Annotated in this window: 25 protein-coding genes; 14 read left to right on the top strand and 11 right to left on the bottom strand. The window is 74.1% G+C overall.

Annotated elements, in window-relative coordinates:
• Positions 1-247: 247 nt before the first annotated feature.
• Positions 248-448, bottom strand: coding sequence for a hypothetical protein (locus tag ACZ462_RS31615; protein ID WP_467809406.1), 201 nt, complete (start codon positions 446-448; stop codon positions 248-250).
• 166 nt (positions 449-614) lie between these two features.
• Complete coding sequence (locus tag ACZ462_RS31610; RefSeq protein ID WP_467809407.1) at positions 615-1,022, bottom strand: VOC family protein; 408 nt, start codon at positions 1,020-1,022, stop codon at positions 615-617.
• Positions 1,023-1,284: 262 nt separating this feature from the next.
• Here ACZ462_RS31610 and ACZ462_RS31605 point away from each other — a divergent pair, with 262 nt between their 5' ends.
• Positions 1,285-2,571, top strand: a complete 1,287-nt coding sequence (locus ACZ462_RS31605) for a ricin-type beta-trefoil lectin domain protein (protein ID WP_467809408.1) — start codon at positions 1,285-1,287, stop codon at positions 2,569-2,571.
• A 22-nt stretch (positions 2,572-2,593) separates the two neighbouring features.
• Here ACZ462_RS31605 and ACZ462_RS31600 read toward each other — a convergent pair whose 3' ends face one another.
• Positions 2,594-3,166 carry a hypothetical protein gene (locus ACZ462_RS31600; RefSeq protein WP_467809410.1) on the bottom strand — a complete coding sequence of 191 codons (573 nt, stop codon included), beginning with the start codon at positions 3,164-3,166 and terminating at the stop codon, positions 2,594-2,596.
• Positions 3,167-3,327: 161 nt separating this feature from the next.
• On the opposite strand from ACZ462_RS31600, the gene ACZ462_RS31595 reads away from it, so the two are divergent.
• The 3 genes from ACZ462_RS31595 (at position 3,328) to ACZ462_RS31585 (ending at position 5,673) form a co-directional block, all read left to right on the top strand.
• A complete protein-coding gene (locus tag ACZ462_RS31595) occupies positions 3,328-3,750 on the top strand; it encodes a secondary thiamine-phosphate synthase enzyme YjbQ (protein WP_467809411.1) in 423 nt (140 codons plus the stop codon).
• A gap of 76 nt (positions 3,751-3,826) precedes the next feature.
• The gene (locus tag ACZ462_RS31590; RefSeq protein ID WP_467809412.1) at positions 3,827-5,134 is read left to right on the top strand and encodes a hypothetical protein; all 1,308 of its coding nucleotides are present in this window, start codon (positions 3,827-3,829) and stop codon (positions 5,132-5,134) included.
• A gap of 233 nt (positions 5,135-5,367) precedes the next feature.
• Positions 5,368-5,673, top strand: a complete 306-nt coding sequence (locus ACZ462_RS31585) for a WhiB family transcriptional regulator (RefSeq protein WP_467809438.1) — start codon at positions 5,368-5,370, stop codon at positions 5,671-5,673.
• Between the two features lie 63 nt (positions 5,674-5,736).
• On the opposite strand, the gene ACZ462_RS31580 is transcribed toward ACZ462_RS31585, so the two are convergent.
• Positions 5,737-7,011, bottom strand: coding sequence for a serine hydrolase domain-containing protein (locus ACZ462_RS31580; RefSeq protein WP_467809413.1), 1,275 nt, complete (start codon positions 7,009-7,011; stop codon positions 5,737-5,739).
• Positions 7,012-7,139: 128 nt separating this feature from the next.
• On the opposite strand from ACZ462_RS31580, the gene ACZ462_RS31575 reads away from it, so the two are divergent.
• Entirely contained in the window at positions 7,140-8,069 is a 930-nt protein-coding gene (locus ACZ462_RS31575; protein ID WP_467809414.1) for a phosphotransferase family protein, read from the top strand.
• Between the two features lie 29 nt (positions 8,070-8,098).
• On the opposite strand, the gene ACZ462_RS31570 is transcribed toward ACZ462_RS31575, so the two are convergent.
• Both ACZ462_RS31570 and ACZ462_RS31565 read right to left on the bottom strand, forming a co-directional pair.
• The gene (locus tag ACZ462_RS31570) at positions 8,099-9,631 is read right to left on the bottom strand and encodes a hypothetical protein (protein ID WP_467809415.1); all 1,533 of its coding nucleotides are present in this window, start codon (positions 9,629-9,631) and stop codon (positions 8,099-8,101) included.
• Between the two features lie 57 nt (positions 9,632-9,688).
• Positions 9,689-10,477: a hypothetical protein gene (locus tag ACZ462_RS31565; protein WP_467809417.1), complete on the bottom strand. Its 789-nt coding sequence runs from the start codon at positions 10,475-10,477 to the stop codon at positions 9,689-9,691.
• A 277-nt stretch (positions 10,478-10,754) separates the two neighbouring features.
• Between ACZ462_RS31565 and ACZ462_RS31560 the strand changes: the two genes are divergently transcribed.
• Complete coding sequence (locus tag ACZ462_RS31560) at positions 10,755-11,117, top strand: SH3 domain-containing protein (protein WP_467809418.1); 363 nt, start codon at positions 10,755-10,757, stop codon at positions 11,115-11,117.
• Positions 11,118-11,170: 53 nt separating this feature from the next.
• Here ACZ462_RS31560 and ACZ462_RS31555 read toward each other — a convergent pair whose 3' ends face one another.
• On the bottom strand, positions 11,171-11,530 hold the full coding sequence (locus ACZ462_RS31555) for a subtilase-type protease inhibitor (protein WP_467809439.1): 360 nt from the start codon (positions 11,528-11,530) through the stop codon (positions 11,171-11,173).
• A 541-nt stretch (positions 11,531-12,071) separates the two neighbouring features.
• Here ACZ462_RS31555 and ACZ462_RS31550 point away from each other — a divergent pair.
• Both ACZ462_RS31550 and ACZ462_RS31545 read left to right on the top strand, forming a co-directional pair.
• Entirely contained in the window at positions 12,072-12,449 is a 378-nt protein-coding gene (locus ACZ462_RS31550; RefSeq protein ID WP_467809419.1) for a hypothetical protein, read from the top strand.
• A gap of 82 nt (positions 12,450-12,531) precedes the next feature.
• On the top strand, positions 12,532-13,095 hold the full coding sequence (locus tag ACZ462_RS31545) for a dihydrofolate reductase family protein (RefSeq protein WP_467809420.1): 564 nt from the start codon (positions 12,532-12,534) through the stop codon (positions 13,093-13,095).
• 33 nt (positions 13,096-13,128) lie between these two features.
• Here the strand turns inward: ACZ462_RS31545 and ACZ462_RS31540 are convergent, their stop codons facing one another.
• Positions 13,129-13,815, bottom strand: coding sequence for a M15 family metallopeptidase (locus ACZ462_RS31540; protein ID WP_467809421.1), 687 nt, complete (start codon positions 13,813-13,815; stop codon positions 13,129-13,131).
• Positions 13,816-13,913: 98 nt separating this feature from the next.
• Between ACZ462_RS31540 and ACZ462_RS31535 the strand changes: the two genes are divergently transcribed.
• Both ACZ462_RS31535 and ACZ462_RS31530 read left to right on the top strand, forming a co-directional pair.
• Complete coding sequence (locus ACZ462_RS31535) at positions 13,914-14,423, top strand: metallophosphoesterase family protein (RefSeq protein WP_467809422.1); 510 nt, start codon at positions 13,914-13,916, stop codon at positions 14,421-14,423.
• 440 nt (positions 14,424-14,863) lie between these two features.
• On the top strand, positions 14,864-15,259 hold the full coding sequence (locus ACZ462_RS31530) for a C40 family peptidase (RefSeq protein ID WP_467809423.1): 396 nt from the start codon (positions 14,864-14,866) through the stop codon (positions 15,257-15,259).
• A 141-nt stretch (positions 15,260-15,400) separates the two neighbouring features.
• Here the strand turns inward: ACZ462_RS31530 and ACZ462_RS31525 are convergent, their stop codons facing one another.
• Both ACZ462_RS31525 and ACZ462_RS31520 read right to left on the bottom strand, forming a co-directional pair.
• Positions 15,401-16,315 (bottom strand): oxygenase MpaB family protein, encoded by a 915-nt coding sequence (locus ACZ462_RS31525; protein WP_467809424.1) that lies wholly within the window; start codon positions 16,313-16,315, stop codon positions 15,401-15,403.
• A 50-nt stretch (positions 16,316-16,365) separates the two neighbouring features.
• Positions 16,366-17,043, bottom strand: a complete 678-nt coding sequence (locus ACZ462_RS31520; protein WP_467809425.1) for a TetR/AcrR family transcriptional regulator — start codon at positions 17,041-17,043, stop codon at positions 16,366-16,368.
• A 116-nt stretch (positions 17,044-17,159) separates the two neighbouring features.
• On the opposite strand from ACZ462_RS31520, the gene abc-f reads away from it, so the two are divergent.
• The 3 genes from abc-f to ACZ462_RS31505 all read left to right on the top strand — a co-directional run bounded on the left by abc-f (position 17,160) and on the right by ACZ462_RS31505 (position 20,419).
• Positions 17,160-18,845 (top strand): ribosomal protection-like ABC-F family protein, encoded by a 1,686-nt coding sequence (abc-f, locus tag ACZ462_RS31515; protein WP_467809426.1) that lies wholly within the window; start codon positions 17,160-17,162, stop codon positions 18,843-18,845.
• Between the two features lie 92 nt (positions 18,846-18,937).
• Complete coding sequence (locus ACZ462_RS31510) at positions 18,938-19,867, top strand: Vgb family protein (protein ID WP_467809427.1); 930 nt, start codon at positions 18,938-18,940, stop codon at positions 19,865-19,867.
• A gap of 138 nt (positions 19,868-20,005) precedes the next feature.
• Positions 20,006-20,419, top strand: coding sequence for a rodlin (locus ACZ462_RS31505; RefSeq protein ID WP_467809428.1), 414 nt, complete (start codon positions 20,006-20,008; stop codon positions 20,417-20,419).
• Between the two features lie 70 nt (positions 20,420-20,489).
• On the opposite strand, the gene ACZ462_RS31500 is transcribed toward ACZ462_RS31505, so the two are convergent.
• Complete coding sequence (locus ACZ462_RS31500) at positions 20,490-21,137, bottom strand: LuxR C-terminal-related transcriptional regulator (protein WP_468253282.1); 648 nt, start codon at positions 21,135-21,137, stop codon at positions 20,490-20,492.
• A gap of 119 nt (positions 21,138-21,256) precedes the next feature.
• Between ACZ462_RS31500 and ACZ462_RS31495 the strand changes: the two genes are divergently transcribed.
• Positions 21,257-21,841 (top strand): RICIN domain-containing protein, encoded by a 585-nt coding sequence (locus ACZ462_RS31495; RefSeq protein WP_467809431.1) that lies wholly within the window; start codon positions 21,257-21,259, stop codon positions 21,839-21,841.
• The last annotated feature ends 111 nt before the right edge of the window (positions 21,842-21,952 follow it).

Genomic DNA, 21,952 nt, shown 5'->3' with positions numbered 1-21,952 from the left:
CAGCTTGTTGTCTTTCCGGTGTGGGACGTCCTGTCAAGGGTGGCCCGCAAGGGCCATCGCGCAGCGACGCGCCCAACGGGCGCGCCCTTTACAGGACGGCCCGCGCCGGAACGACAATGGGCTGACGGGACGCCCCCAGCACCACCCCGACCCCGAGTCGTCGGCCTGCCCTTCCCCGCTCCCGCCGTCTAGGCCGACCCCGGGCCCCGCGGCTCCCGCCCCAGCCCGGGCCCGGGGCCCGCCCCGGTCAGTTGTTGGAGCCGACGATGTTGTCGTGTCCGGCGTTGAAGACGTCGTCGCCGGCGATCTGCAGCCAGTCGCCGAAGACGACGGTGTGGGAGACGGCCTCCGGGAAGGTCACGGTCACGTCGGCGCTCGCCGCGCCCGCGCTGCCGAGGACGAGGGTGCCGGCGGCCAGGACGGCGAGGGCGGAGCTGACGGGTCGCATGCGGGTGCACCTTTCGACGGGGAGGTGTGGACAGGCCCTGACGGTAGGGACGTACACGTCCGCTGTCGCGGAACCGGTCCGCGCCGCGGCGAGTCCTATCCGAATGGCGCAGCCTCCCGCCAGTGCTGGGACCGGGAAGGCCCGGTGAACCTTCCCGGCCGCAGCACTAGCCGGGGCGGTTCAGCTGCCAGGAGACGCCGAAGCGGTCGCTCACCCAGCCGAACTTGGGGCTGAACCCGTACGAGCCCAGCGGCATCAGCGCCGCGCCGCCGTCCAGCAGGGCCCCGTACAGGCGGTCCAGTTCGGCCTCGCTGTCGCACTGGACGAAGAGGGAGATCGCCGGGGTGAACCCGAAGTCGTGCTTGGCGGGGCTGTCGATGCACATGAGCTGCTGGCCGGCGAGGGAGAACGTGGCGTGCTGCACGGTGCCCTCCGGGCCCGGCTCGCCGGGGCCGTAGCGGGTGATGTCGAGGACCCGGGCGTCGTCGAAGAGCGAGGTGTAGAAGGTCATCGCCTCCTCCGCCCGGCCCTCGAACATCAGGAACGTGGTGATCTTCTGGGGTGTCGCGGCCATCCTGCCTGCTCCAAGGAGGTGGGGGGTGCGGCTGACGGTGCGAGGTTAGAGCACGCGGCAGCCGATGCTCCGTCAACTGCCCCTGCCGTGCGGCGAACCCGCGGCGCTCCCCTATCATCTGTTCGATTCTCGACTCCCGGGGGCGTTCACGTGCGCACCGGGAGCAAACACGATGAGAGGCAACGGGGACTTGGGATTCAAGGCCGGATATCGGATATCAGTGGTCGGCGCGTGCGCCGTGGCGGCCATTGCAGGAGGAATCATGTCTTCCAGTGCCTTCGGCACGGAGGACGGCGGCGACGGCCCGCAGGCCGCGCAGGCCGCGCAGGCCGCGTCGGCTCCGGCGCCGGACGTGCACGCGGCGGACACCGTCCCGTCGCGCACCGACCACAGCGCCTTCCGCGACGGCGTCATGCAGATCGACGCCGACACCGCGGCGCCCGCCGGGTCGGGCGGCTCCGCGAAGGCCGCCTCGGGCGCGGCCGCGCGGGCGGCGGCGTCCGCCGCCGCTGCCCCGCAGGGCGAGGGGTGGAAGCTGAGCGGGGCCACGAAGTGGCTGGCCACCGGCTACACCATCAAGTTCTACGACCAGAAGTCCGCGGACTGGCTGGGCCCGTACGCCAAGGCCACCGCGGCGGACCTCCAGCGGATCACGAACCTGCCGGTGAAGGTCGACACCAAGCCGGTGGGATGGGAGTACTCCCGCCCGAAGGGCGAGGTGGTCCTGGGCGTGCTGCACCGCCCCTGCGTGCCCCCGGACGGCGACATCATGGGCAACACCAACTGGAAGGTCGTCCGCGACGGCTCCGGCATGGCCAACCTGAGCTGCGGCTTCACCAGCTCCTCGGTACCGGAGACGGTGACCAGCGGGCACGCGTACATCGACAGCGAGTTCTTCACCCCGCAGGGCAAGCCCACCGCGACCATGGGCGAGACGTACATGCGCAACCACATCAGCCACGAGATCGGCCACACGCTGGGCCTGACGCACGCGAACCGCAGCATGGAGAGGAGCGACTGCGTCAAGGGCACCGACTCCGGCCAGTTCCCCGTCATGTGCTCGCCGGCGTACGCGTACCAGGACAAGCGGGCCGGGACGTACGTGCAGCAGTTCGACGTCCAGGGCTTCCGCAGGCTGGCCGCGGGCGCCGGCGCCGTGCTGTCCCCGCAGGGGAAGGTCTCGGGGCTGGCCGGGAAGTGCCTCGACGTCAAGGGCGGCAAGGCCGCGAACGGTACGCAGATCCAGCTCTACACCTGCAACGGGTCGGTCGCGCAGTCCTGGATCCTCGGCAAGGACGGGACCTTCCGGGCGCTCGGCAAGTGCCTGGACGATTCGCGCAACGGCACCGCCAACGGCAACAAGATCCAGCTGTGGGACTGCAACGGCTCCGCCGCGCAGCGCTGGTCGGTGAACGCCAAGGGCCAGATCGTCCACGTCGCCTCGGGCAAGGTGCTCGACGTGAAGGGCGGCGCGACCGCGAACGGCACCGTCGTCCAGCTGTACACGGCGAACACCGGCAAGGGCCAGCTCTGGAAGGCGCCGAAGTAGCCCCGTCCCCCGCCGCTGCGGCTCAGCCGGGGAGCAGGGCGTCGACGGTGTCGACGACCAGGTCGCCGAGCGACCTGCCGCCCGTCCCGAACGCGGCGGCGAGGGCGTAGCCGACGGCGGCGTCCTGCGGCTGCGGGTCCGCGCCGGGCAGCCAGTCCGCGGCGACCGACCCGTCGCCGCGGGAGGTGAACTCGCCGAGGCGGCGGCCGTCCCGCAGGAACCTGCTGGCCGTCGCCGAGCAGGGCAGCAGGCGGTAGCGGCTGCCGCCGGCGCGGACGTCGACGCGGTAGGAGCGGCGGGGTATCCAGGCCCGGGCCGGTCGGATCCGGGCCGGGCCGCCGTCCACGGTCAGGGTGAGGGCGGCGCCGTCGCGGGTCCCGATGGGCGTGTACCGGTTCGGCTTGGCGCCTTCGCCGCGGACGAGCCGCACCCCGGGCAGCGCCGCGCCCGCCACGGCCACGGTCCCGCGGTCGGCGTCGAGGCGTACGTCGACGGGCCCGAAGCGCTCGTCCGCGACGGGCCCGGCAGGCCCGGCCGTACTGTCGCCGCCGAACGGCGGCTCCGCGTCGGAGAACGGCAGGGAAGGATCGTGCATGGCGGTTTCCTCGAAGCCGAAGGTACGAACGGGCCTCCGCGCCACTCCGGCCCGGAACCCGCAACCATGATCGCTCAGATCCGGGGCAGCAGCGCACGCGAGGCGGCGCCCTGCCGTCCGCTTCCCGCCGCCACCCCACGCGATGGACGACGATGGTGTCCATGTCCGAACGATTCACCACCCGCATCCTGGACCTGACCACCGGCCGCACCGAGACGGTCACCGACCTGACCCGCCACTGCGAGCGCTTCCTCGCGGAGGCCGCAGCCGGCCGCGACGGCCTCCTCAACGTCTTCGTCCCGCACGCCACCGCCGGCATCGCCGTGATCGAGACGGGCTCGGGCAGCGACGACGACCTCCTCGACGCCCTCCGCACCCTGCTGCCCGCGGACGACCGCTGGCGCCACCGCCACGGCTCCCCCGGCCACGGCCGCGACCACGTCCTCCCGGCTTTCGTCCCACCCCACGCGACCCTGCCCGTCGTGGCAGGCCGCCTGGAACTGGGCACCTGGCAGTCGGTCTGCCTGGTCGACACCAACAAGGACAACCCCCAACGCCACGTACGCCTTTCGTTCCTCGCCTGACCGAGGAGCGCCTCGGCCGCAGACAGCAGCGGACCGCTGACGAGGCGTAGGCTCCTGCCGGAGAAGAGGGGGGACGATGTCCGACGTCCGTAAGACGACTGTGCCCGTGTGGACGCTGGCCACCGCCGATGTCCGCATGCCGGGGATGCCCGCGGGTGAAGCGATGACAGCCGAGCGTCTGGGTGAGCTGCGCGGAGTGCTGGCCGTCATGGCCGGCGAACCGATCGTCACGCTCGAGGCGCATCCGCTGCCCGACAGGATCGACCGCAGCGGGGGCATTCCGCTCGATGTCGTCAGTCCTCTGGCGCAGCACCTGTCCGAGTTCGTCACGCAATCCGCACGGAGTTCCCTCACGGTGGCGAGAGCGACCGCCTCCGGCGAAGGCCTGTACCGGATGGTGGTGCCGGCGAAGGTCGCGGCGCAGTTCGGGCAGAGTTTGGTGCGGCCGATGGTGGTGCAGGGTGCGGACGGCGTCCGCAGTGCCCTCGTGGATTCGACGGGCAGGATCGCCGCCCACGCACAATTCGTGCCGGTCAGAGGAGCGGCAGCGGCGGGCGCGGTCGGCGGAGCCGGTGCAACCGCCGGTGCCGCGGCCGCCGGCGGCGCGGCGCTGACCGTGGCCGCGCCACTCGTGCTCATGGCCGTGGCGGTGGGAGTGAGCGCACACGCCGACCAGAAGCGGCAGCGGGCCATCGAGCACATCACGGAGCTACTGGAGCAACTCCGGGAGGAGAAGCTCGACGACGAGCACAGCGAGCTGGACGGCTGCCGCGATGCCATCGACAAGGCCACTGCCGTTCTGCTCGACCAGGGCAGGATCGGATTCTCGCTGGGACTCGACTCCGCGGTGCATGCCATCAACACGGCGCTGGGCAGAGCCGACCGCCGGCTGGCCCGGTGGAGGAGCGCACTCGACGGGCTACCCAAGGGTGAAGCCGTCGAACTGGGCACGCTGACCCAGGCGTTCCCCGGCGTCGACGACCACGGAGGCACGTTCCGCGCCCACCTCGAACTCGCTTCCCTGTCCCTCGCGCTGAAGCGGCGGGTGGTCGTCCTCCAGGCCGTCGAGCACGCCCAGAGCGACGCTGGCAATCCGTTCGAGAGCTTCACGCGCGCACTCAAACGCGACCAGCAGCGCCTCGACGAACTGGAATCGGGCATTGCCGGTGTCCTGGTGCGCCTGTCGGGTCTGGAGCTGGCACGCCCGAACGGGTTCCGGCCCGTGTTCACGACGGCCGAGGTCGACCGCCTCATGAACGCGGCACATCGGATCCACAAACTGGGCGACGGCGTCTCGATCAACAGCCGTACGACGGACGTGGCGATCGACATCGCCCGCTACAGCGACGGCTCGGTGGTCGTGTTCCCGGCAGTGCCCGTGTAGGTGCAGGCGCCACCGGTCGTTCTCGGCTGACCCGCCTACCGGCGTGGCGTAGGCGCTGTACCCCACCGTGTTCGGGGCGGCAAGTGGTCTCACCCGAAGGGGTGGCGAACCGGTTGACCCGTCTGGTCGGTGGGGGTGGGTTCCCTTACGGTCGGGCCCCGGTCGTCGCTCCCGTGGTGCGGGGCGGCGGCGTGGGAGCAGCCGGGACTGGGAGAGGACGGCACAGGGTGGCCATGCACGAGGACTGGACCGACGGCGCGGTGTGCAGGACCGCCGACCCCGACGAGCTCTTCGTGCAGGGCGCGGCCCAGAACAAGGCCAAGTCGGTGTGCGGGAGCTGCCGTGTGCGGACGGAGTGCCTGGCCTACGCCCTCGACCAGCGGATCGACCACGGCATCTGGGGCGGGATGACCGAGCGCGAGCGGCGGGCGCTGCTGAAGCGGAGGCCGCTGGTGACGTCGTGGCGGCGGCTGTTGGAGGCCGCCAGGCTGGAGCACCACCGGCAGACGCGCCCCGCGGCGGTGCGGCAGGCCGGCTGACCGCCGCACCGCCGGGCTGCCCGCGGGGCGCGTTGCTCTCGGCGGGTCCGGCGAGTGCCGGGGTCAGGTCGCCGGGCGGGCTGCGAGAGCGGGAGGCCGCTTCCACGGGCCGGCGGTTGCGGGGGCGGGTTCGGGCGGGGTCCGGCCGCAGAATTCCGCCTCGATGACGTTGGCGTACAGTGCGTCGTCCTGGAGCCAGTCGCCGTTGGCGTTGAAGGTCAGTTGGCGGCTGCCGTCCAGCGTGCCGACCATCGCGGACAGGGAGCCGTTGGTGCGGCCGCTCTTGCCGACCACCTTCACGCCGCAGGAGAGCCGGGCGAACTCGACACCCAGGCCGTACCCGAAGCCGCCGCCCGCCGGGACCTCCGTGAGCATGGCGTTCGTCTGGGCGGGTGGCAGCAGCCGTCCGCCCGTCAGGGCCCGGTGGAAGCGGTTGAGGTCGCCGACGGTGGTGACGGCGTCGCCGGCGGCGCCGAGCCAGGTCATGTTCTGTTCGGTGGCGTCGTGGATCTCGGCGTCCGGTTCGGTGCGGTGCAGGCGGGAGTAGCCGACGGGGTGCGGGCGGGGCATCCGCGGAGAGGTGCCGGGGAACGAGGTCCCCGTCAGTCCGAGCGGTCTGACGATGCGGCGCATCGCCTCCTCACCGTGGGAGCGGCCGGTCGCCTTCTCGATGACCATCCCGGCGAGGACGAAGTTGGTGTTCGAGTACACCGGCGTCTTCTGGGGGTCGGGCCGGGGAGGGTACTTCAGGGCGATCGCGACGAGTTCCTCGGGCGTGTGGGTGTCGTAGCGGTGCTCCGGGAAGCCGGGGCCGGCCGCGTCGTGGAGGAACGCCGGGTCCTCGGTGTGGTTGGCGATGCCGCTGGTGTGGTTCAGGAGGCGGCGGAGGGTGATGGTGCGGCCGTCGTAGCCGTTGCCCTGCAGCAGGCCGGGCAGCCACTTCTCGACCGTGTCGTCCAGGCTGAGCCTGCCCTCCGCTTCGAGCTGGAGCAGGACGGTGGCGACGAACGTCTTGGTGATGCTGGCGCCCCGGAAGCGGTCGGCGCGGGTCCGCTGGCGGCCGGTGGCGGTGTCGGCGTGCCCGTACTCCGCGAACCAGTTCCCCTTGCGGTCGCGGACCTCGGCTGCCGCGCCGGGCAGGCCGCCCTCCGTGACCAGGGCGCGCAGGGCGGCCCGGGTCGCCTCGTGCCCGCCCCGCGCCGGCCGCGCCGCACCCTGTACGGCCGCCGGGTCCGGGCCTGCCGCACGGGCGGGCGGGGCGAGTGCCGTCGTCCCGCCCGCGGTCACGACCGCCGCAAGGGCCAGTAAGACGGTGCGGGGAGCCCGCTGCTTCGGCATCAGGTGCCTCCTCGTGGTCGAGGGGGCAGCGGTGCGCTCCCCCGGTGCGTTGGACGCCGTACGGCGGAACGGGGTTGACGACGAAAACGCTTTTGCACCCACCGGGCGGACCGCCTACGGTCGCCCGCATGCTGCCTGTGGTGGAGACCGGCGAACAGTGGGACGCCGTCGTGCCGGACGAGGCGGTGATGCGGCCCGGCGCGGAGGACCTGTGTGCGCGGCTCGGACTCGGCGGGGCGGCCCTGACCCGGTTCGCCGAAGGCTCCCAGCCGGTGTACGCGGTGGGCGCGGAGCACGTCCTGAAGCTGTTCCCCGCGGCCGCGGCGCACGACGGCGCCGCCGAAGGGCGGGTGCTGTCGTACCTCCAGGGGCGGCTGCCGGTCCCGACACCGCGGGTCCGCTCGTACGGCCCGTACGAGAACGGATGGCAGTACGTGCTGATGTCCCGGCTGCCCGGCGAGAACCTCGCGCGCGCCTGGGACCGGATGCCGCGGGCCGACCGGGAGCGGATCGCCTCCGAGACCGGTGAGGCGCTCGCCGTCCTGCACTCCCTGGACCCCGGTCCGCTCGCTGACGTGCTCGGTCCCGGCGACTGGGGTGCCTTCCTCGACCGGCAGACCGCCGGCGCCGTCGCGCAGCAGCGCGGCCGCGGGCTGTCCGAGGCGTGGCTGGAGCAGATCCCCGACTTCCTGGCCTCCGTCGCGCTGCCCCGCGCCCCGCGTCCGTCCCTGCTGCACACGGAGGTGATGCGGCAGCACCTGATGGTCGATCCCGCCGGGTGGCGCCTGACCGGGCTCTTCGACTTCGAGCCGGCCATGATCGGGGACCGGGCCTACGACTTCGTCGGCGTCGGCGTCTTCGTCACCCGCGGCGATCCGGGGCTGCTGGCCCGGCTGGCCGCAGCGTACGGGCACGCCTTCGATCCGGAGGTGCTGCTCGCCTACACGCTGCTGCACGTGTACAGCAACCTGCCCTGGTACCTGCGGGAGCTGGGCGCGCCCTCCGAGGGGACGCTGCCGGCGCTCGCCGAGGCCTGGTTCGGCTCGGCCGCCCCGTAGGGCGGCCGGGCCGGCACGGCGCGGATGCGTCACCCGCCCTTGAGGCGGCGGGTGACCTCCTCGCTGATGCGGCGGTGCAGTTCGGCCAGTTGCTCGGGGGTGTACGCGGTCAGGTCGCCGAGATCGGGCGGTCCGGCACCCTGCTCCTTGCGCTTGCCCTCCTCGCGGCGGGCGAGTTCCTGCTCCTCCGGGGAGCCCGGGGCGGCGTACGCGCAGCGGATGAGCGTGCCGTCGGCGCTCTTCAGGCAGGTGGCCTCGCGTCCGCCGACCTGGCCGCGGCCCTCCACGCGGTAGCGGATGTTCTGCTCGCTGCCGACGGTCGCGGTCCAGGTGGTGCCGCCGGTGGGCACCACCTCGAACACCCGGTCGTCGTTGTAGCAGCAGACGTCCCGGTACTCGGCCTTGACCAGCGCGACGATCGCCGCGGGCGAGGACCAGGTCGGGTCGAGCCGGTGCACGGTGAGCGGGGCGAGCCCGCCGCCGCGGTGCCGGGTCGGCACGGTGGAGACGGCCACGACGGAGCTGGCCTCGCCCTGCGGCGTGAGCGGGGTGACGTACGAGCTGTTGCCGCTGCCGTCGCGGTGGCGCAGGGCGAACTCGGACTCGTTGCCGGCGTTGGCTCCGTCCTCGGAGGCGTCCCAGCCGCTGCGTTCGAACCACCAGTCGGTGAAGCTGCCGACGGCGGCGGTCGCCTCCCGCTGCCGGGCGGCGAGGCTCAGCGGGTAGGACGGGCCGGGCACCGCCTGCGGGTCGGCGGTGACGGTGAGCCGGCCGGTGCGGCCGTCGTACAGGGCGAGGCCGGCGGGGCGTTCGGTGACGACGAGGAGCCCGGTCTGGCGTTTGAGGGGGACGGCCACGACGGGCTTGTCGCCGTCGCAGACGACGTACGCGTCGTCGGCGTCGAAGCGGACCCAGCGCTTCTGCGCGGCGATCTTCCGGCCGAGGTTGTGGTGGAACCAGCCGCCGATGCGTGCGTCGGCCGCCTCCACGTCGAACCGGCAGCGCTGCTGGGAGCGGCTGGTGCCGCCGAGCGGTATGTCCTGCACCAGCCCGACCTCGTATCCGGCGAGCCAGCCGCGCCGCTCGACGAGGGTGGCGAAGCGGTCGGAGTCGGGCAGATAGCTGATGTCCGCGATCTCGCCGGTGACGTCGCCGAGGTGCGGGGCGGCCTGCGCCCTGCCGACGACGTACGGGGCGCGGGCGGCCAGCTCGGGCACCGGGCCGGTCACGACGCGGGTGGCCGCCATGTAGGCCCGGTCCTGGAGGTACGCCCCGTAGACCATCCAGGCGAAGGTGAGGGCGATCCCGATGGCGGCGCCGAGGCAGCCGAGGATCTTGGCCGCGTCGCCCCCGCCGCCGCGGTCCGCGCTCCTCCGGCGCAGCAGGCGGATGAGGCCGGCCGGCAGGGCCAGCGCCCCGGCCAGCGCCGGCACGGCCAGCCAGGAGAGGGCCTTGCGCAACTCCCACAGGGCGATGGTGCTGTAGTACGGGGCGTACCAGGGCGAGAGGAGGACGAGGACCGCGAGTGCCGCGGGTATGCCGATGCGCAGGATCCGGTCCATCCGTGCCCTCCCCCAAGCCGGTGTGGACCCCAGTGTGGACCGCCGGTGCGGCGCTTGTCAGTGGCGCAGGAGTTTTGTCAGCAGAGCGCCGGCGGCGATCAGGGCGGCGCCGATCCACCAGGCGTCGTCGAGGATGAGCACGGCGATGCCGATGGGGACGAGGAGCCCGGCCAGCGGCAGCAGCAGGCTTGCGGCGGAGGGCGGTTCGGGGCCGGGTTGTCCGGCGTTCCGCAGGGCGCGGGCCCGCGCGACCTCCGGGTACCAGTCGGTGAACTTCAGGGCGGCGACGATGGCGAGGATCTGGATGATCCAGCCGGTCCACATGTTGTCCGGGTTGTGGAGGACGAGGTCGCCGAAGGCGCCGGCGAGGGCGGCGACCAGGAAGGCGAGCCCCCAGGCGCCGGTGATGACGTAGTTGGTGCGCAGGAAGGTGCGCGTGTGCCAGAGCGCGGGGTCGACCTGTTCGCGCGCGTACTGGAGGGTGAAGGGCGTGCGGACGGCCATCGAGCCGAAGGCGATGAGCACGAGGGCGATGTTGGAGACCTCGCCGGCGTACGTCTCCAGCCAGCGCAGCGTGCCGGGGCCGGCCAGGGCACCCACGACGGCCATGCCGGCGAAGAAGACGATGTCGGCGATTTCGAGGAGCTTCCAGGAGCTGCCCGGGCGGGCGATGCGCCCGAGGAGGACCAGCGCGACCGCGGCGGCCAGCGCGAGGGCCACGGAGAGTTCGAACCGGCCGGGCCCGACCAGCAGGGAGAAGATGATCCACGGGGCCATGCCGACGACGGGGGTCTCCAGGAACCGCCCCAGTGCCGAGGCCGCCGTGGTGCGTCCCTCGGTGCTCACCCTTCCAGGGTCGGCCCGTTCGGCACACGGAGCCACTCGTGCGCGGCCCATGCCGGGGCGGGGCACGGGAGGCGGAGGTGTACGGCTTCCCTTCGGTCGCGGCGCCGCCCCGGCCGCTGCCGCGCGACCGCTCCGGCGTGTCCTCACCCGTACGGCCGCATCGTGGCGTGTCCGCCGCGTGCGGGCTGCGGGCCGCCGGATAGTCGGGGCTGCGGGCGCCGCACGGGGCGCCGCGTACGAAGCGGAACGAGGCGAGCAGGTGAGGCGGTTGAGGCCGATGGTCAGGCGTGCGGTGGTGGTGTCCGCGGTGGTGGCGGGCGTGGTGGCCGGGACGGGCGGCTGGACGGCGGGCGCCGTCGCGAACGGGCAGGACGGCCCGGCGCCGCAGCGGACCGCAGCCGTGCGGGCGGCGTACCCGAAGGGCGTGGTCGTCTCGCGCACGGGCGTCCACGTACGGGCCAAGCCGACGGTGTACTCGAACGTCGTCAAGACGTTGCGCCACGAGCAGGTGGTGCACCTGGTGTGCCAGCAGCGCGGCGGCTGGGTGGAGGGCAATCCGGTGTGGTACCGGCTCCACGGGGTGAACGGCTGGGTGTCCGCCCGCTACGTGCACGACCTGCAGCCCGTCCGGGCCTGTTGATCAGCGGTTCCCGGCCGCCGCACCGTGGCGGCCGGGATGCGGGGGGGGGTGGGTCAGAACGCGAAGACGGCGTTGCCGTTCAGGGTCGCGGCCATGGAGCAGGAGTTGCCGAAGGTGTGCTTCCAGGAGACGCGGCTGCCCTGCCAGACGCCGTCCGCGGTGACCGTGACGGGGTCGTAGTGCATGGGGCACATGCGGTTCGGGTCCGGGGCGGCGAGCAGGCGGTCGAACGTGCCGTCGGTGGACTTCAGCTCCTCGCAGGCGGCCTCGGGGTCGGGGTGGGTGCCCTGGGCGCTCGGGGCGCAGCTGAGGGTGGTCGCCCGGACGACGGTGCTGTTGGCGTCGTCCCCCTTGGCGACGGAGAAGACCAGGGCGGACGGGGCGTACAGGCTTGCGGGCTGTGCCTCCGCCATGCCCGTGGCGCCGGCCAGGCACAGGAGGGCAGCGGCGGATACGGCAGCGAAGCGGTGACGCACGACAGAACTCGCTTTCGATTCGAAGGTTGAGTGCGATACTTTCTTGCGATATCGCTCTCTGACACCGCCGAGTCTGTCGGGTTTGAAGGGCGGTCGCACATCGATCGCCGATTTACGGACAACGCGTTCGGATACCGGATACCCGAAGGGGTGTTCGCCCAGCTCACGCCCGGTGCGCCCGCCCGATGGCGTTCCGCACCCGCCCGAGGACGGACGGTGAGCACTCCGGTGACGTGCGCTTCAGCGGCACCACACGGGGCCACGGCCGCCCGGGGTTCATCGAACGGCCATTCAGCTTGGCCGGATCCGTACGCTCGCGTGCCCCGCCCCGCGCGCCTCAACCGGCTGCGGCGGGGCGGGAAGCCGGGCGCGGGCCCTCCCTCCACCGGCGACGGGTTCGGCGCCTCGGCGCGCCTATGCTGGCCGCATGCCAAAGGGAACGCGCGTACGCCGGACACGGACGACTCCGCTTCGGGACATGGGCGGATACGCCGTGGACGGGCAGCGGCTGGTCCGGATCACGCTCGCCCTGATGCTGTACGGATGGGCGGTGGCGGCCGGCGTGTTCGTCCTCGGCCGGGCGCACGCGGTCTGGGCCGCAGTGCCGTACTTCGCGGTGACGTTCACGGGGTTGGGCTTCGCGGTCGCGCTGATCCTGCTGCACCGGGCGACCTGGACCGCCCTCCTCTCGCTCGCCGGCACGGCCGCCATGGTGGCGGGCACGGCCGGCGGCAGCACCACCCCGCTGGTCTCGGGAGCGGCGATATGGTCCGTGCTGGCCGCGGCGGCGGGCCGCCGCGGGTACCGCAGGCGCCGCCGCGGCATCGAGGCCCCCTGGTGGCACAGCCTCACCTGACAGGTGGGCGAACGCCCGGCGGTTCTCCCCCGAACGCCGGCCGCCGGCCGTAGTGTCGGAGCGTTCCCGAGGAGGGCTTCCGATGCGCAGAGTGACGTACTCGATGGGTGTCTCGCTCGACGGCTACATCGTCGGGCCGGACGGCCGCTTCGACTGGACGGCCCCCCAGCCGGACGTCTTCCGCTTCTGGATCGACGAGATCAGGGGCGTGGACGTCCACCTGTTGGGGCGCCGTCTGTACGAGACGATGCTGTACTGGGAGACCGCCGACCAGGACCCGTCGCTCGGCGAGGCGGAGCGCGAGTGGGCCGCGCTGTGGAACCCGCTGCCGAAGGTCGTGTTCTCCACCACCCTGGGCGAGGTCCGGGGCCGTGCCCGCCTGGCCTCGGGCAGCCCGGCAGAGGAGATCGAACGGCTGCGGGCCGAACCGGGACGGGGCGAGATCGCGATCGGCGGGGCGGCCCTCGCCGCCCAGGCGGCCGCGTCGGACCTGATCGACGAGTACCGGGCCGTGGTGTACCCGGTCCTCGTGGGCGGCGGAACCCCGTTCTTCCCCCGGGCCGGCCGGCGGGTGGACCTCGCCCTGGCCGAGACCCGCACCTTCGACTCGGGCGTCGTCTACCTCCGCTACCTCGTGGCACGTTGACCCCGAGCCAGGGCCCCACGCGGGGTCAATGCGCTAGCCGCCGGTGGCCGAGAAGTGCTGGTAGTCGGGGTTGGGCCAGCGGCCGCCCCAATGCCAGCCGATCTCCCCGAACGCACGGGACACCGCGTCCCCCGGCCGGATCATGCCGGGGACAGGCCGGTCGCGGCGCAGGTTGGCGCGTCCGGCCGGCGGGTGGACGGTGCCGCCGCGGTCCACGTACGGGTTCTCCACGGGGTTGATGTCGACGGCGTCCCCGTACGCGTGCTGCGACCTGCGGCCCGGATCGCCCGTGACGGGGCGGCAGTTGAACGCCGAGGTGTTGTCGTCCGCCATGGACCTCTCGTCGTCGCCGCCGTACGCCGCGGCCGGCTGCATGCGCCGGATGGGGAACCGCGCCTCGAACACCTTGCCGAAGACGGCGAGCAGCGGGCCGACGGCGCCCTCGTGGACGACGAGTTCTCCCCGTTGCACCTTGCCGTCGAACCCCCAGTGGTTCATCCGGATGAGCCGCAGCTGTTCCGGGCCCACGGGACAGCCCGCGCGGTACGTGGCGCCGAGCGCCTCGGCCGAGACGGGCACCACCTCGGCGGCCAGCGAGGGGGCTGCCGCGCGGGCGCGCTGCACGGGCGGCGGGGCGGGGACCGCGGCCGGCGGGGCGGATGCCGCCAGAACGGCACCGAACGCGAGGGCCGCGGTGACGGCTATGGGTACGGGTCGCACCCGTTCACCGTAGGCACGCCCCCACGCCCTCGCACGCCACGAGGGCCACACGGGCCACGGACGGGCACCGGCACCCCCGCCCGGCTACCGTCGGGCGCGTGGACCTGCTGCTGATGTCCGACACCCACCTCCCCGTACGGGCCAAGGCCCTCCCCGCGGAGTTGCTCGACCTGGTGCCCCGTGCGGATGTCGTCGTCCACGCCGGCGACTGGGTGGACGAGGCCACCCTCGACCTCCTGGAGGCCCGCGCCCGCCGCCTCGTCGCCGTCTTCGGCAACAACGACGGCCCCGGCCTGCGCGCCCGCCTCCCGGAGGTGGCGTACGCGGACCTCGACGGCCTGCGCCTCGGCGTGGTCCACGAGACCGGCCCGGCCAAGGGCCGCGAGCGGCGCTGCGCCGAACGCTTCCCGGACCTGGACGTCCTTGTCTTCGGCCACAGCCACATCCCCTGGGACTCCACGGCCGGCAACCGCCTGCGCCTGTTGAACCCGGGCTCCCCGACGGACCGCCGCCGCCAACCGCACTGCACGTACATGACGGCCCGCGTCGACTCCTCCCGCCTCACCGACGTACGCCTGCGCGAACTCCCGCCGCGCACGGCCGGGTGAGTGCCGGCGGCCCCTCCGCGGTCCGCGTACGCGCCGCCCCCTCCCCGCATGTGCTCCCGCCGGCAGACGCCGCTCCGGCGCGGCGCGCGTCCGGCGGGCGAGATTCTCGTGACAGGGGCGTATCGGTCCCTTCCGCCACCCGTATGGCCCCCACCACCGGTCATATGATCCGCCTTCGCACCCGCTCCTTTACCCAACCGAGATATTCCAGGGCGTGTCCGAAAACAGCGCCTGCGCATGCGTCGGAGAACAATGGGCGGTCGTCGGGAGCCATTACGCATGTCACTTCGATGAACTGCCGTAGAAAGCGGTGGTCGTTCAACATGAATGCGAAGGGATCACGATTGATCAACGCCGGAGTGGAAAGACCGAGGCCGCACGGAGGCCGCATCGCAGGACGTCGGGCCCCCCAGGGGTGCGCCTTCTTCCTCATAGTGGCGGTGGCCACCGTCTCCGTACCGGCCACACCGGCCCACGCGGCCTCACCGTACGGCGCCAAAGCCGTCGCGGTGGCCGCGTCCAAGGAAGGCGCCCCCTACGTGTACGGCGCCACCGGGCCCCGGCAGTTCGACTGCTCGGGCCTCACGCTCTACGCCTTCCGGAAAGCGGGGCGGAAACTCCCCCGCACGGCGGACCAGCAATACGACAGCACGCAGCACATTTCGCGCCGCCAGCGCGCTCCGGGCGATCTCGTCTTCTTCCCCAAGGGGGCGACGATGAGCCATGTGGGAATCTACGCCGGCCACAACAAGATCTGGCACGCGCCCAGACCCGGCACCCGCGTACGGCTCGAACGCATCTGGACGAACAAGGCCCGCTACAGCCGGGCCCGTTGACCGGCTCCGGCAGACCCGCCCGCACGCCGCCGCGCATCCCCGCCGCAACACACCGCCGTTCGGCCCCCATCGGGGACACCTGTGCCCACGGCGCCGGACCCTGCGCGGTGTTGGCCCCGCCCGGCACGCCTCCCCGACCGCTCATCCCGGGCGGGGCGCCGGCCGCCCCCGCCCGGGGCGGCGCAGCGTGCCGGGCGGGGCCCTCAGCACCCAGCCGACGAGCCGGACCGCGGCGCCGCCCGCCATCCGGGTGCACCTGCGCTCGAACGGGAGCCTCGGGCGCAGGCCGAGTTCGGCGCGGGCCCATTCGGGGAGCAGGTCCACGGCGGCCGCGGCGAGCGCCGCGTAGGGCGGCCGCAGCGGCCACGGCACCGGCGGGCGGCGCAACAGGAACCGGGCCGCCTCCCGGGCCTGCGGGGTGCCGCGCAGCTGCGGGCGGTACGCCCTGAGGCGGGCGCCGAGCTCGGCCACGGTGCGGGGCGGCTCCAGCACCCCGAGTGCGGCGCCCACGCGCGCCATCCCGGCGACGTACTCGTCCTGCTCGGCCGGGCCGAGCCGGCGGGCCCCGTAGCGCTGGTGGGCGCCGAGGAAGCAGCTGACCTCGGCGTCGTGGACCCACTCCAGCAGGACGGGGTCGGCGGCCGCGTACGGCTCCCCGCCGGGCGCGGTGCCGCGCACCGTGCGGTGGACGGCCCTGACGCGGTCCACGGCGCGCTGGGCGTCCTCGGCGGTGCCGTACGTGGTGAAGGCGAGGAACGTGCTGATGCTCTGGAGCCGGCCCCACGGGTCCTCGCGGTAGTCGGAGTGCTGGGCGACGGCAGCCATGGCCAGCGGGTGGAGCGACTGCAGCAGCAGGGCGGCGATCCCGCCGACGAAGAGCGCGGCGTCGCCGTGGACGCGCTGGACGGGCCCGTCCGCGGGGAACCAGCGCGGGCCGGGGGTGAGGTGGATCCGGTCACGGTTCTGCGGGCCGGACGGTCCCGCCACCCGCCGGAAGAGCGCCTCGCCCATGCGGGTCCTGGTGTGTGCGACGGCGGACCGCCACTGCCGCCCCATGAGGGCATTATCCCCCCGCGGGGCGGCCCGCTCCGAGCCGGCGGGGACGGTCAGGAGAAGGCGCCCGCATGGGCGGCCGCGGCGGCGGCCCGCGCGGCCCGGCGCGGCAGCTCCGGGTCGGGGGCGCTGCGCAGCAGCAGGAGTTCCTGGTAGACGGGCGCGGTGGAGGCCACGAGGAGGGCGCGGACGGCCCCGGCCGCGGGCGCGGGCGGGCCGAGCTCCCCCCGGGCGGCGGCGCGGTCCGCGACCACGGCGCAGCGGGCGTAGCGGTCCTCCCAGAACCGGCTGAGGGCTCCGGCGGCCTCCGGCGAGCGGAAGGAGGCGGCGATCAGGGCGGCGGTCAGGCCGGGGCCGGCGGAGAGGGCGTCGTAGACCTCCTGGTTGAGGGCGGTGAGGTCGCCTTCCAGGGACCCGGTGTCGGGGGGCGTCCAGGAGTCGTCGGCTGCGGCGTCGAGGAGGTCCGCGAGCAGGCCGCCCACGTCGCGCCACCGCCGGTAGACGGTGGTGCGGTGGACGCCGGCCCGGAGGGCGACCGCGTCGACGGTCAGGCCGTCGTACCCGGATTCGAGGAGGACCGCGCCGGTGGCGTCGAGGACCTGGGCGCGGACGCGGGCGCTGCGGCCGCCGGTGCGGCGGCGCACCGGCGGCGCGCCCTCGGGGGCGACGCCGCCGGACGCGCCGCCGGATGCGCCGTCGGGATCACTGCTTGCGGAGGTGCCTGATTCCATGGCAGCATCTTAACGCAACATTCGTCGACTTAAGGAGTTCCCGGTGCTCATGCCCCGCAACCCCCGCCTCGCCACCTCGCCCGCACGCCCCTTCTCCGACCCCCTGGAGCCGCTCCATGACCGCCCAGCTCACCGCCCTTGACGTCGCCAAGTCCTACGACGGCCGCACCGTCCTCGACTCCGTCACCTGCTCCGTGCCCGCCGGCAGCCGCCTGGGGATCGTCGGGGAGAACGGATCCGGCAAGTCCACCCTGCTGCGCATCCTCGCCGGAGCCGAGCGCCCCGACCGCGGCGAGGTCATCGCCCGCGCCGACGGCGGCATCGGCTACCTCCCGCAGGAGGAGCACCTCCCGCCGCACCTGACCGTCCGCCGGGTGATCGACCGCGCCCTGGCCGAACTGCGCACCATGGAAAGGGACATGCGGGGCCTGGAGGCGCGCATGGCCGAAGGCGCCGGCGACGACCCGGCCGTGCTCTCCGCGTACGCCGACCTCCTCACCGCCTACGAACTGCGCGGCGGCTACGAGGCCGGCGCCCGCCTCGAACGCGCCCTGCACGGCCTCGGCCTGGCGGGCCTGCCCCGGGACCGCACCGTCGGCGGCCTCTCGGGCGGCGAACAGGTCCGCCTGCGCCTCGCCGCCCTCCTCGCCGCGGCCCCCGAGATCCTGCTGCTCGACGAGCCCACCAACCACCTCGACGGCCCCGCCCTGACCTGGCTGGAGGACCACCTGCGCACCCGCCGCGGCACCACCGTCGCCGTCTCCCACGACCGGGCGTTCCTCGAACGGGTCGCCACGGCCCTGCTGGAGGTCGACGGCGACCTGCACACCACCACCCGCTACGGCACCGGCTACGCCGGCTACCTCGCGCAGCGCGCCGCCGACCGGCAGCGCCGCGCCGACGCGCACCGGCAGTGGGCCGAGGAGGCGGCCCGGCTGCGCGAGGCGGCCGCGACCACCGCCCGCCGCGTCGCCCCCGGCCGGGCGATCAAGGACGGGAACAAGATGGCCTACGACCGGGCCGCGGGCCGGGTGCAGCAGTCCCTCGCCGGCCGGGTCCGCAACGCCGAGGAGCGCCTCGCGCGGCTGCTCGCCCGGCCGGTCCCCGCCCCGCCCGCCCCGCTGTCCTTCACGCCGGCCCTGCCGCGCGGCACCGGCCGGCCGGGGGAGCTGCTGCACGCCGAAGGCGTGCACGTGGCAGGGCGGCTGGCGCCGGTGGGCCTCACCGTCGGCGCCGGCGACCGCCTCCTCGTCACCGGGCCGAACGGGGCCGGCAAGAGCACCCTCCTCGGCGTCCTCGCCGGCACGGTGCCCTCGGACGGCGGGCAGGTGCGCCGGCGCGGCCGGATCGGCCTCCTCGCCCAGCACACACCCGCCGGACCGCGGGGGCGCACCCTGCTCGCCGCGTACGCGGACGGCCGCCCCGGCACCGCCGAGGAGCACGCCGAACGCCTTCTTGCCCTCGGCCTGTTCCGCCGGGACCGGCTGCACGTGCCCGTCGCGTCCCTGTCGGCGGGTCAGCGGCAGCGGCTGGCGCTCGCCCGGCTCCTCACCGAGCCGGCGGACGTCCTCCTGCTGGACGAGCCCACGAACCACCTGTCCCCCGCACTGGCCGAGGAGTTGGAGGAGGCGCTGGCCTCCTTCGCGGGAGCCGTGATCGCCGTGAGCCACGACCGGGCGCTGCACGCCCGCTGGCAGGGCGACCGCCTCGAACTCGCCCCGGCGGCCCCCGGCTTCACCGCCGTCCCGCCCGCCGCCCCAGCCGGACGCCGCCTGCCCGAGCCCGCACCCCTGCCGGCGTGAACCCGCCGCCGGCCGCCTCCGTGCCGTACCCCGGCCCCCCGTACCGAAGCCGCCCCGCCGCCGCCCGCCGCCCGAAGGAGAGCCTGCCCCGTATGACCTCCCCGCACTTTCGCACCATCCCCGTCTCCGATCCCGCGTCCGGCCCCTACGCGCTCGCCGCCGGCCCCGACGGCGCCCTGTGGTGCACGCTCGTCCACGCCGGCCGGATCGCCCGGCTGCCCGCCGCCGGGCCCGCGGGCGGCGGCCCGGCCGCGGTCGAGGAGTTCCCGCTCGACGACGCCGGGTGCGGGCCCTCGCTGATCACCGCGGGCCCCGACGGCGCCCTGTGGTTCAGCCGCCTGCGGGACGACCGGATCGGCCGGATCACCACCGGCGGCAGCGCCCGCTCCTTCGCCCTCCCCGCCTCGGGCACCGGCCCTGCGTCCGCCCCGTACGGCATCGCGGCGGGCGCCGACGGAGCGCTCTGGTTCACCCTGTCCGCGGCGGGCCGGATCGGGCGGATCACCACCGACGGCGACGTCACCGAGTTCCCGCTCCCGCGGGCCGACGCCTTCCCGGCCTTCATCGCCGCGGGCCCGGACGGCGCGCTCTGGTTCACCCTCAACCGGGGCGGTGCCATCGGCCGGATCACCACCGGCGGCGAGGTCACCGTGTACCCGCTGCCGGATCCGGACTGCGGGCCGGTCGGCCTCACGGCCGGCTCCGACGGCGCCCTGTGGTTCACCGAGATCGCCGCCGGCCGGATCGGCCGGATCACCACCGGCGGCGAGGTCACGGAGTTCCCGCTGCCCGATCCGGGCTGCCGCCCGCACGCCGTCACCGCCGGCCCGGACGGCGCGTACTGGTTCACCGAGTGGGCGACGGGCCGCATCGGCCGGCTCTCCCCGGACGGGCGGGTGACCGCGTACGACCTGCCCGGCACCGGCAGCGAGCCGCACGGCCTGGCCTTCGGACCGGACGGCGCCTTGTACGCGGCCCTGGAGCACGGCGCGATCGCCCGCCTCTCCCCGGCCGGGGAGTGAGGCGCGTCCGGGCCTCACTCCCTCGTCCGGCGGGCGGTCCCGGTCACTCCTGCGAGTGGTGGCGCGCAACCTCTCCCCCGCTGCGCTGTTGCACTGCATGCACGGGCAACAGCAACCCCCACTACGAACAGGAACACGATGCTCAAGAAGGCCGCCAACACGGTCGTCGTCGCCGCCTCCCTCCTCGGCGCGGGCGCCGCCCTGGCCACCCCGGCCATGGCCATCGGCAACGACAACGGCATCAACACCGTGAACGGCAACCACGCCGCGCAGATCTACGGCAACCAGAAGACCGAGGGCGCGCTGAGCCCGCAGGCCTCCCTGGTGCAGGGCTCGCTCAACAAGCCGTGCCTCGGCGTTCCGGTGAAGGTCAACACGCAGTCGCTGGTCGGCGAGGTGGCCAACATCGGAGTCCAGGACGTCAACGTCCTGTCCAACCCGATGAACCAGCAGTGCGCCGAGAACTCCACCCAGGCCAAGGGCGACGAGTCCCTCTCGCACATCCTCAGCAACATCCCCGTCCTCTCCGGCAACCTCTCCACCGGCAGCTGACGCCCGCCCTCCGCGCGCCGGCCCCGGTTCCGCCCCCGCACCACGGGGGCGGGGCCGGGGCCGGCGGCCGTCAGGGGGCGTGCCCGTCCTCGCGGGCCCGGTGCGCCAGGTCGGTCTTGGTGTAGGCGGGGCGGCCCGCCTCCCGGTACTTCTCCTTCACCCGGTCCAGGTAGAACTTGGCCGTGTGGGGGCTGATGCCGGCACGGCGGGCCGTCGCCTTGAGGGTCAGCCCGGAGGCGTAGTACCGCAGCACCTCCAGCTCGCGGGGGGCCAGCCGGGGCCGGTCGCCGGCCGTGTCGTGGGCCCAGGCGAAGGCCAGTTCGGGCGAGTGGGCCGTGCCGCCGGCCGCCACGGTGGCGACGGCGTCGACGAGGGCCGGCAGGTCGTGGTCCTTGGTGAGGTAGCCGTCCGCGCCCGCGGCGACCGCCGAGACGATCCGGGACCGGTCCGCGACCGTGCTGATGACCAGGACCCGGGGGCCGGCCGCCCGAACCCGGCGCACGTTGTCCTCCGGTACGGAGCCGTCCCGCAGCACGAGGTCGAGGAGCACCACCTCGGCGGTGCGGCCCGGCCCGGCGAGGAGGTCCCCGACGGTGGGGACCGCGGCGAGCAGCCGCAGCCGGTCGGTACCGGCCAGCCAGGAGCGCAGGCCGTCCAGCAGCATCCGGTCGTCGTCGACGGCCGCCACGGTGACCGCGCCGGTCACCGCGCCGTCCACCCGCACCCCCGCAAACGAACCCCCCGGTGGTATACCCCCCTGAATGGGCGGGTACCGGGTGATCAGTTGATCTCGCTACGTTCAGGGCGTCAAGAAGGTCTTGAGACAGGAGAGATCACGTGACCGGCAAGTCTGTTCGGTGGGGCGGGGGCGGTCTGCTGGCCGCGCTCGCAGGCCTGTTCGTCCTGCTCCTCCCGGCGTCGGCCTCGGCGTCGGCCTCCGCTGACCCGGGGGTGCACTACACCACCAGCTTCCGCAGCGCCTACACGTACACCCTGAAGCCGCCGAGCGGGAAGTGCCTCGACATGCAGGGCGGCGGAGGGCCCGCGCCGGGGAAGGTCATCCAGACGTTCGACTGCAAGACCGCGCTGCACCAGCGGTTCACCTTCCACCAGGGCGGCAACGGCACCTTCGCGGTCGGCATCTTCGGCGTGTACTGCCTCACGCCGCAGGGCGGCGCGGCTCCCGGTGCGCCGCTCGTGGTGGGCACCGGCAGCGGCTGCGGCGTCTTCACCTGGCGCAACTCCCCGGTCGCCGGGGACCGCTGGGAGCTCGTCGAGGTGACCTCGGGCCAGTGCCTGCGGGACACCGGCCGGAGGTCCCCCGTGGTGCTGGGCGCCTGCGGGGCCGGCGAGTCCGCCTGGAGCCCCGTCTACGCGGGGGTCTACAACTACGACCGGTTCGGCCGGGCGGCCGCGGCCTGAACCCGGTGAACGGGGGCGGGGGGGGGGGGGGGGGGGGGGGGGGGGGGGGGGGGGGGGGGGGGGGGGGGGGGGGGGGGGGGGGGGGGGGGGGGGGGGGGGGGGGGGAAGAGG

Source organism: Streptomyces sp. NPDC031121 (genome assembly GCF_055570615.1).
Note: the sequence above shows the minus strand (reverse complement) of the source record. Positions and strands in the feature narration are given on the sequence as shown.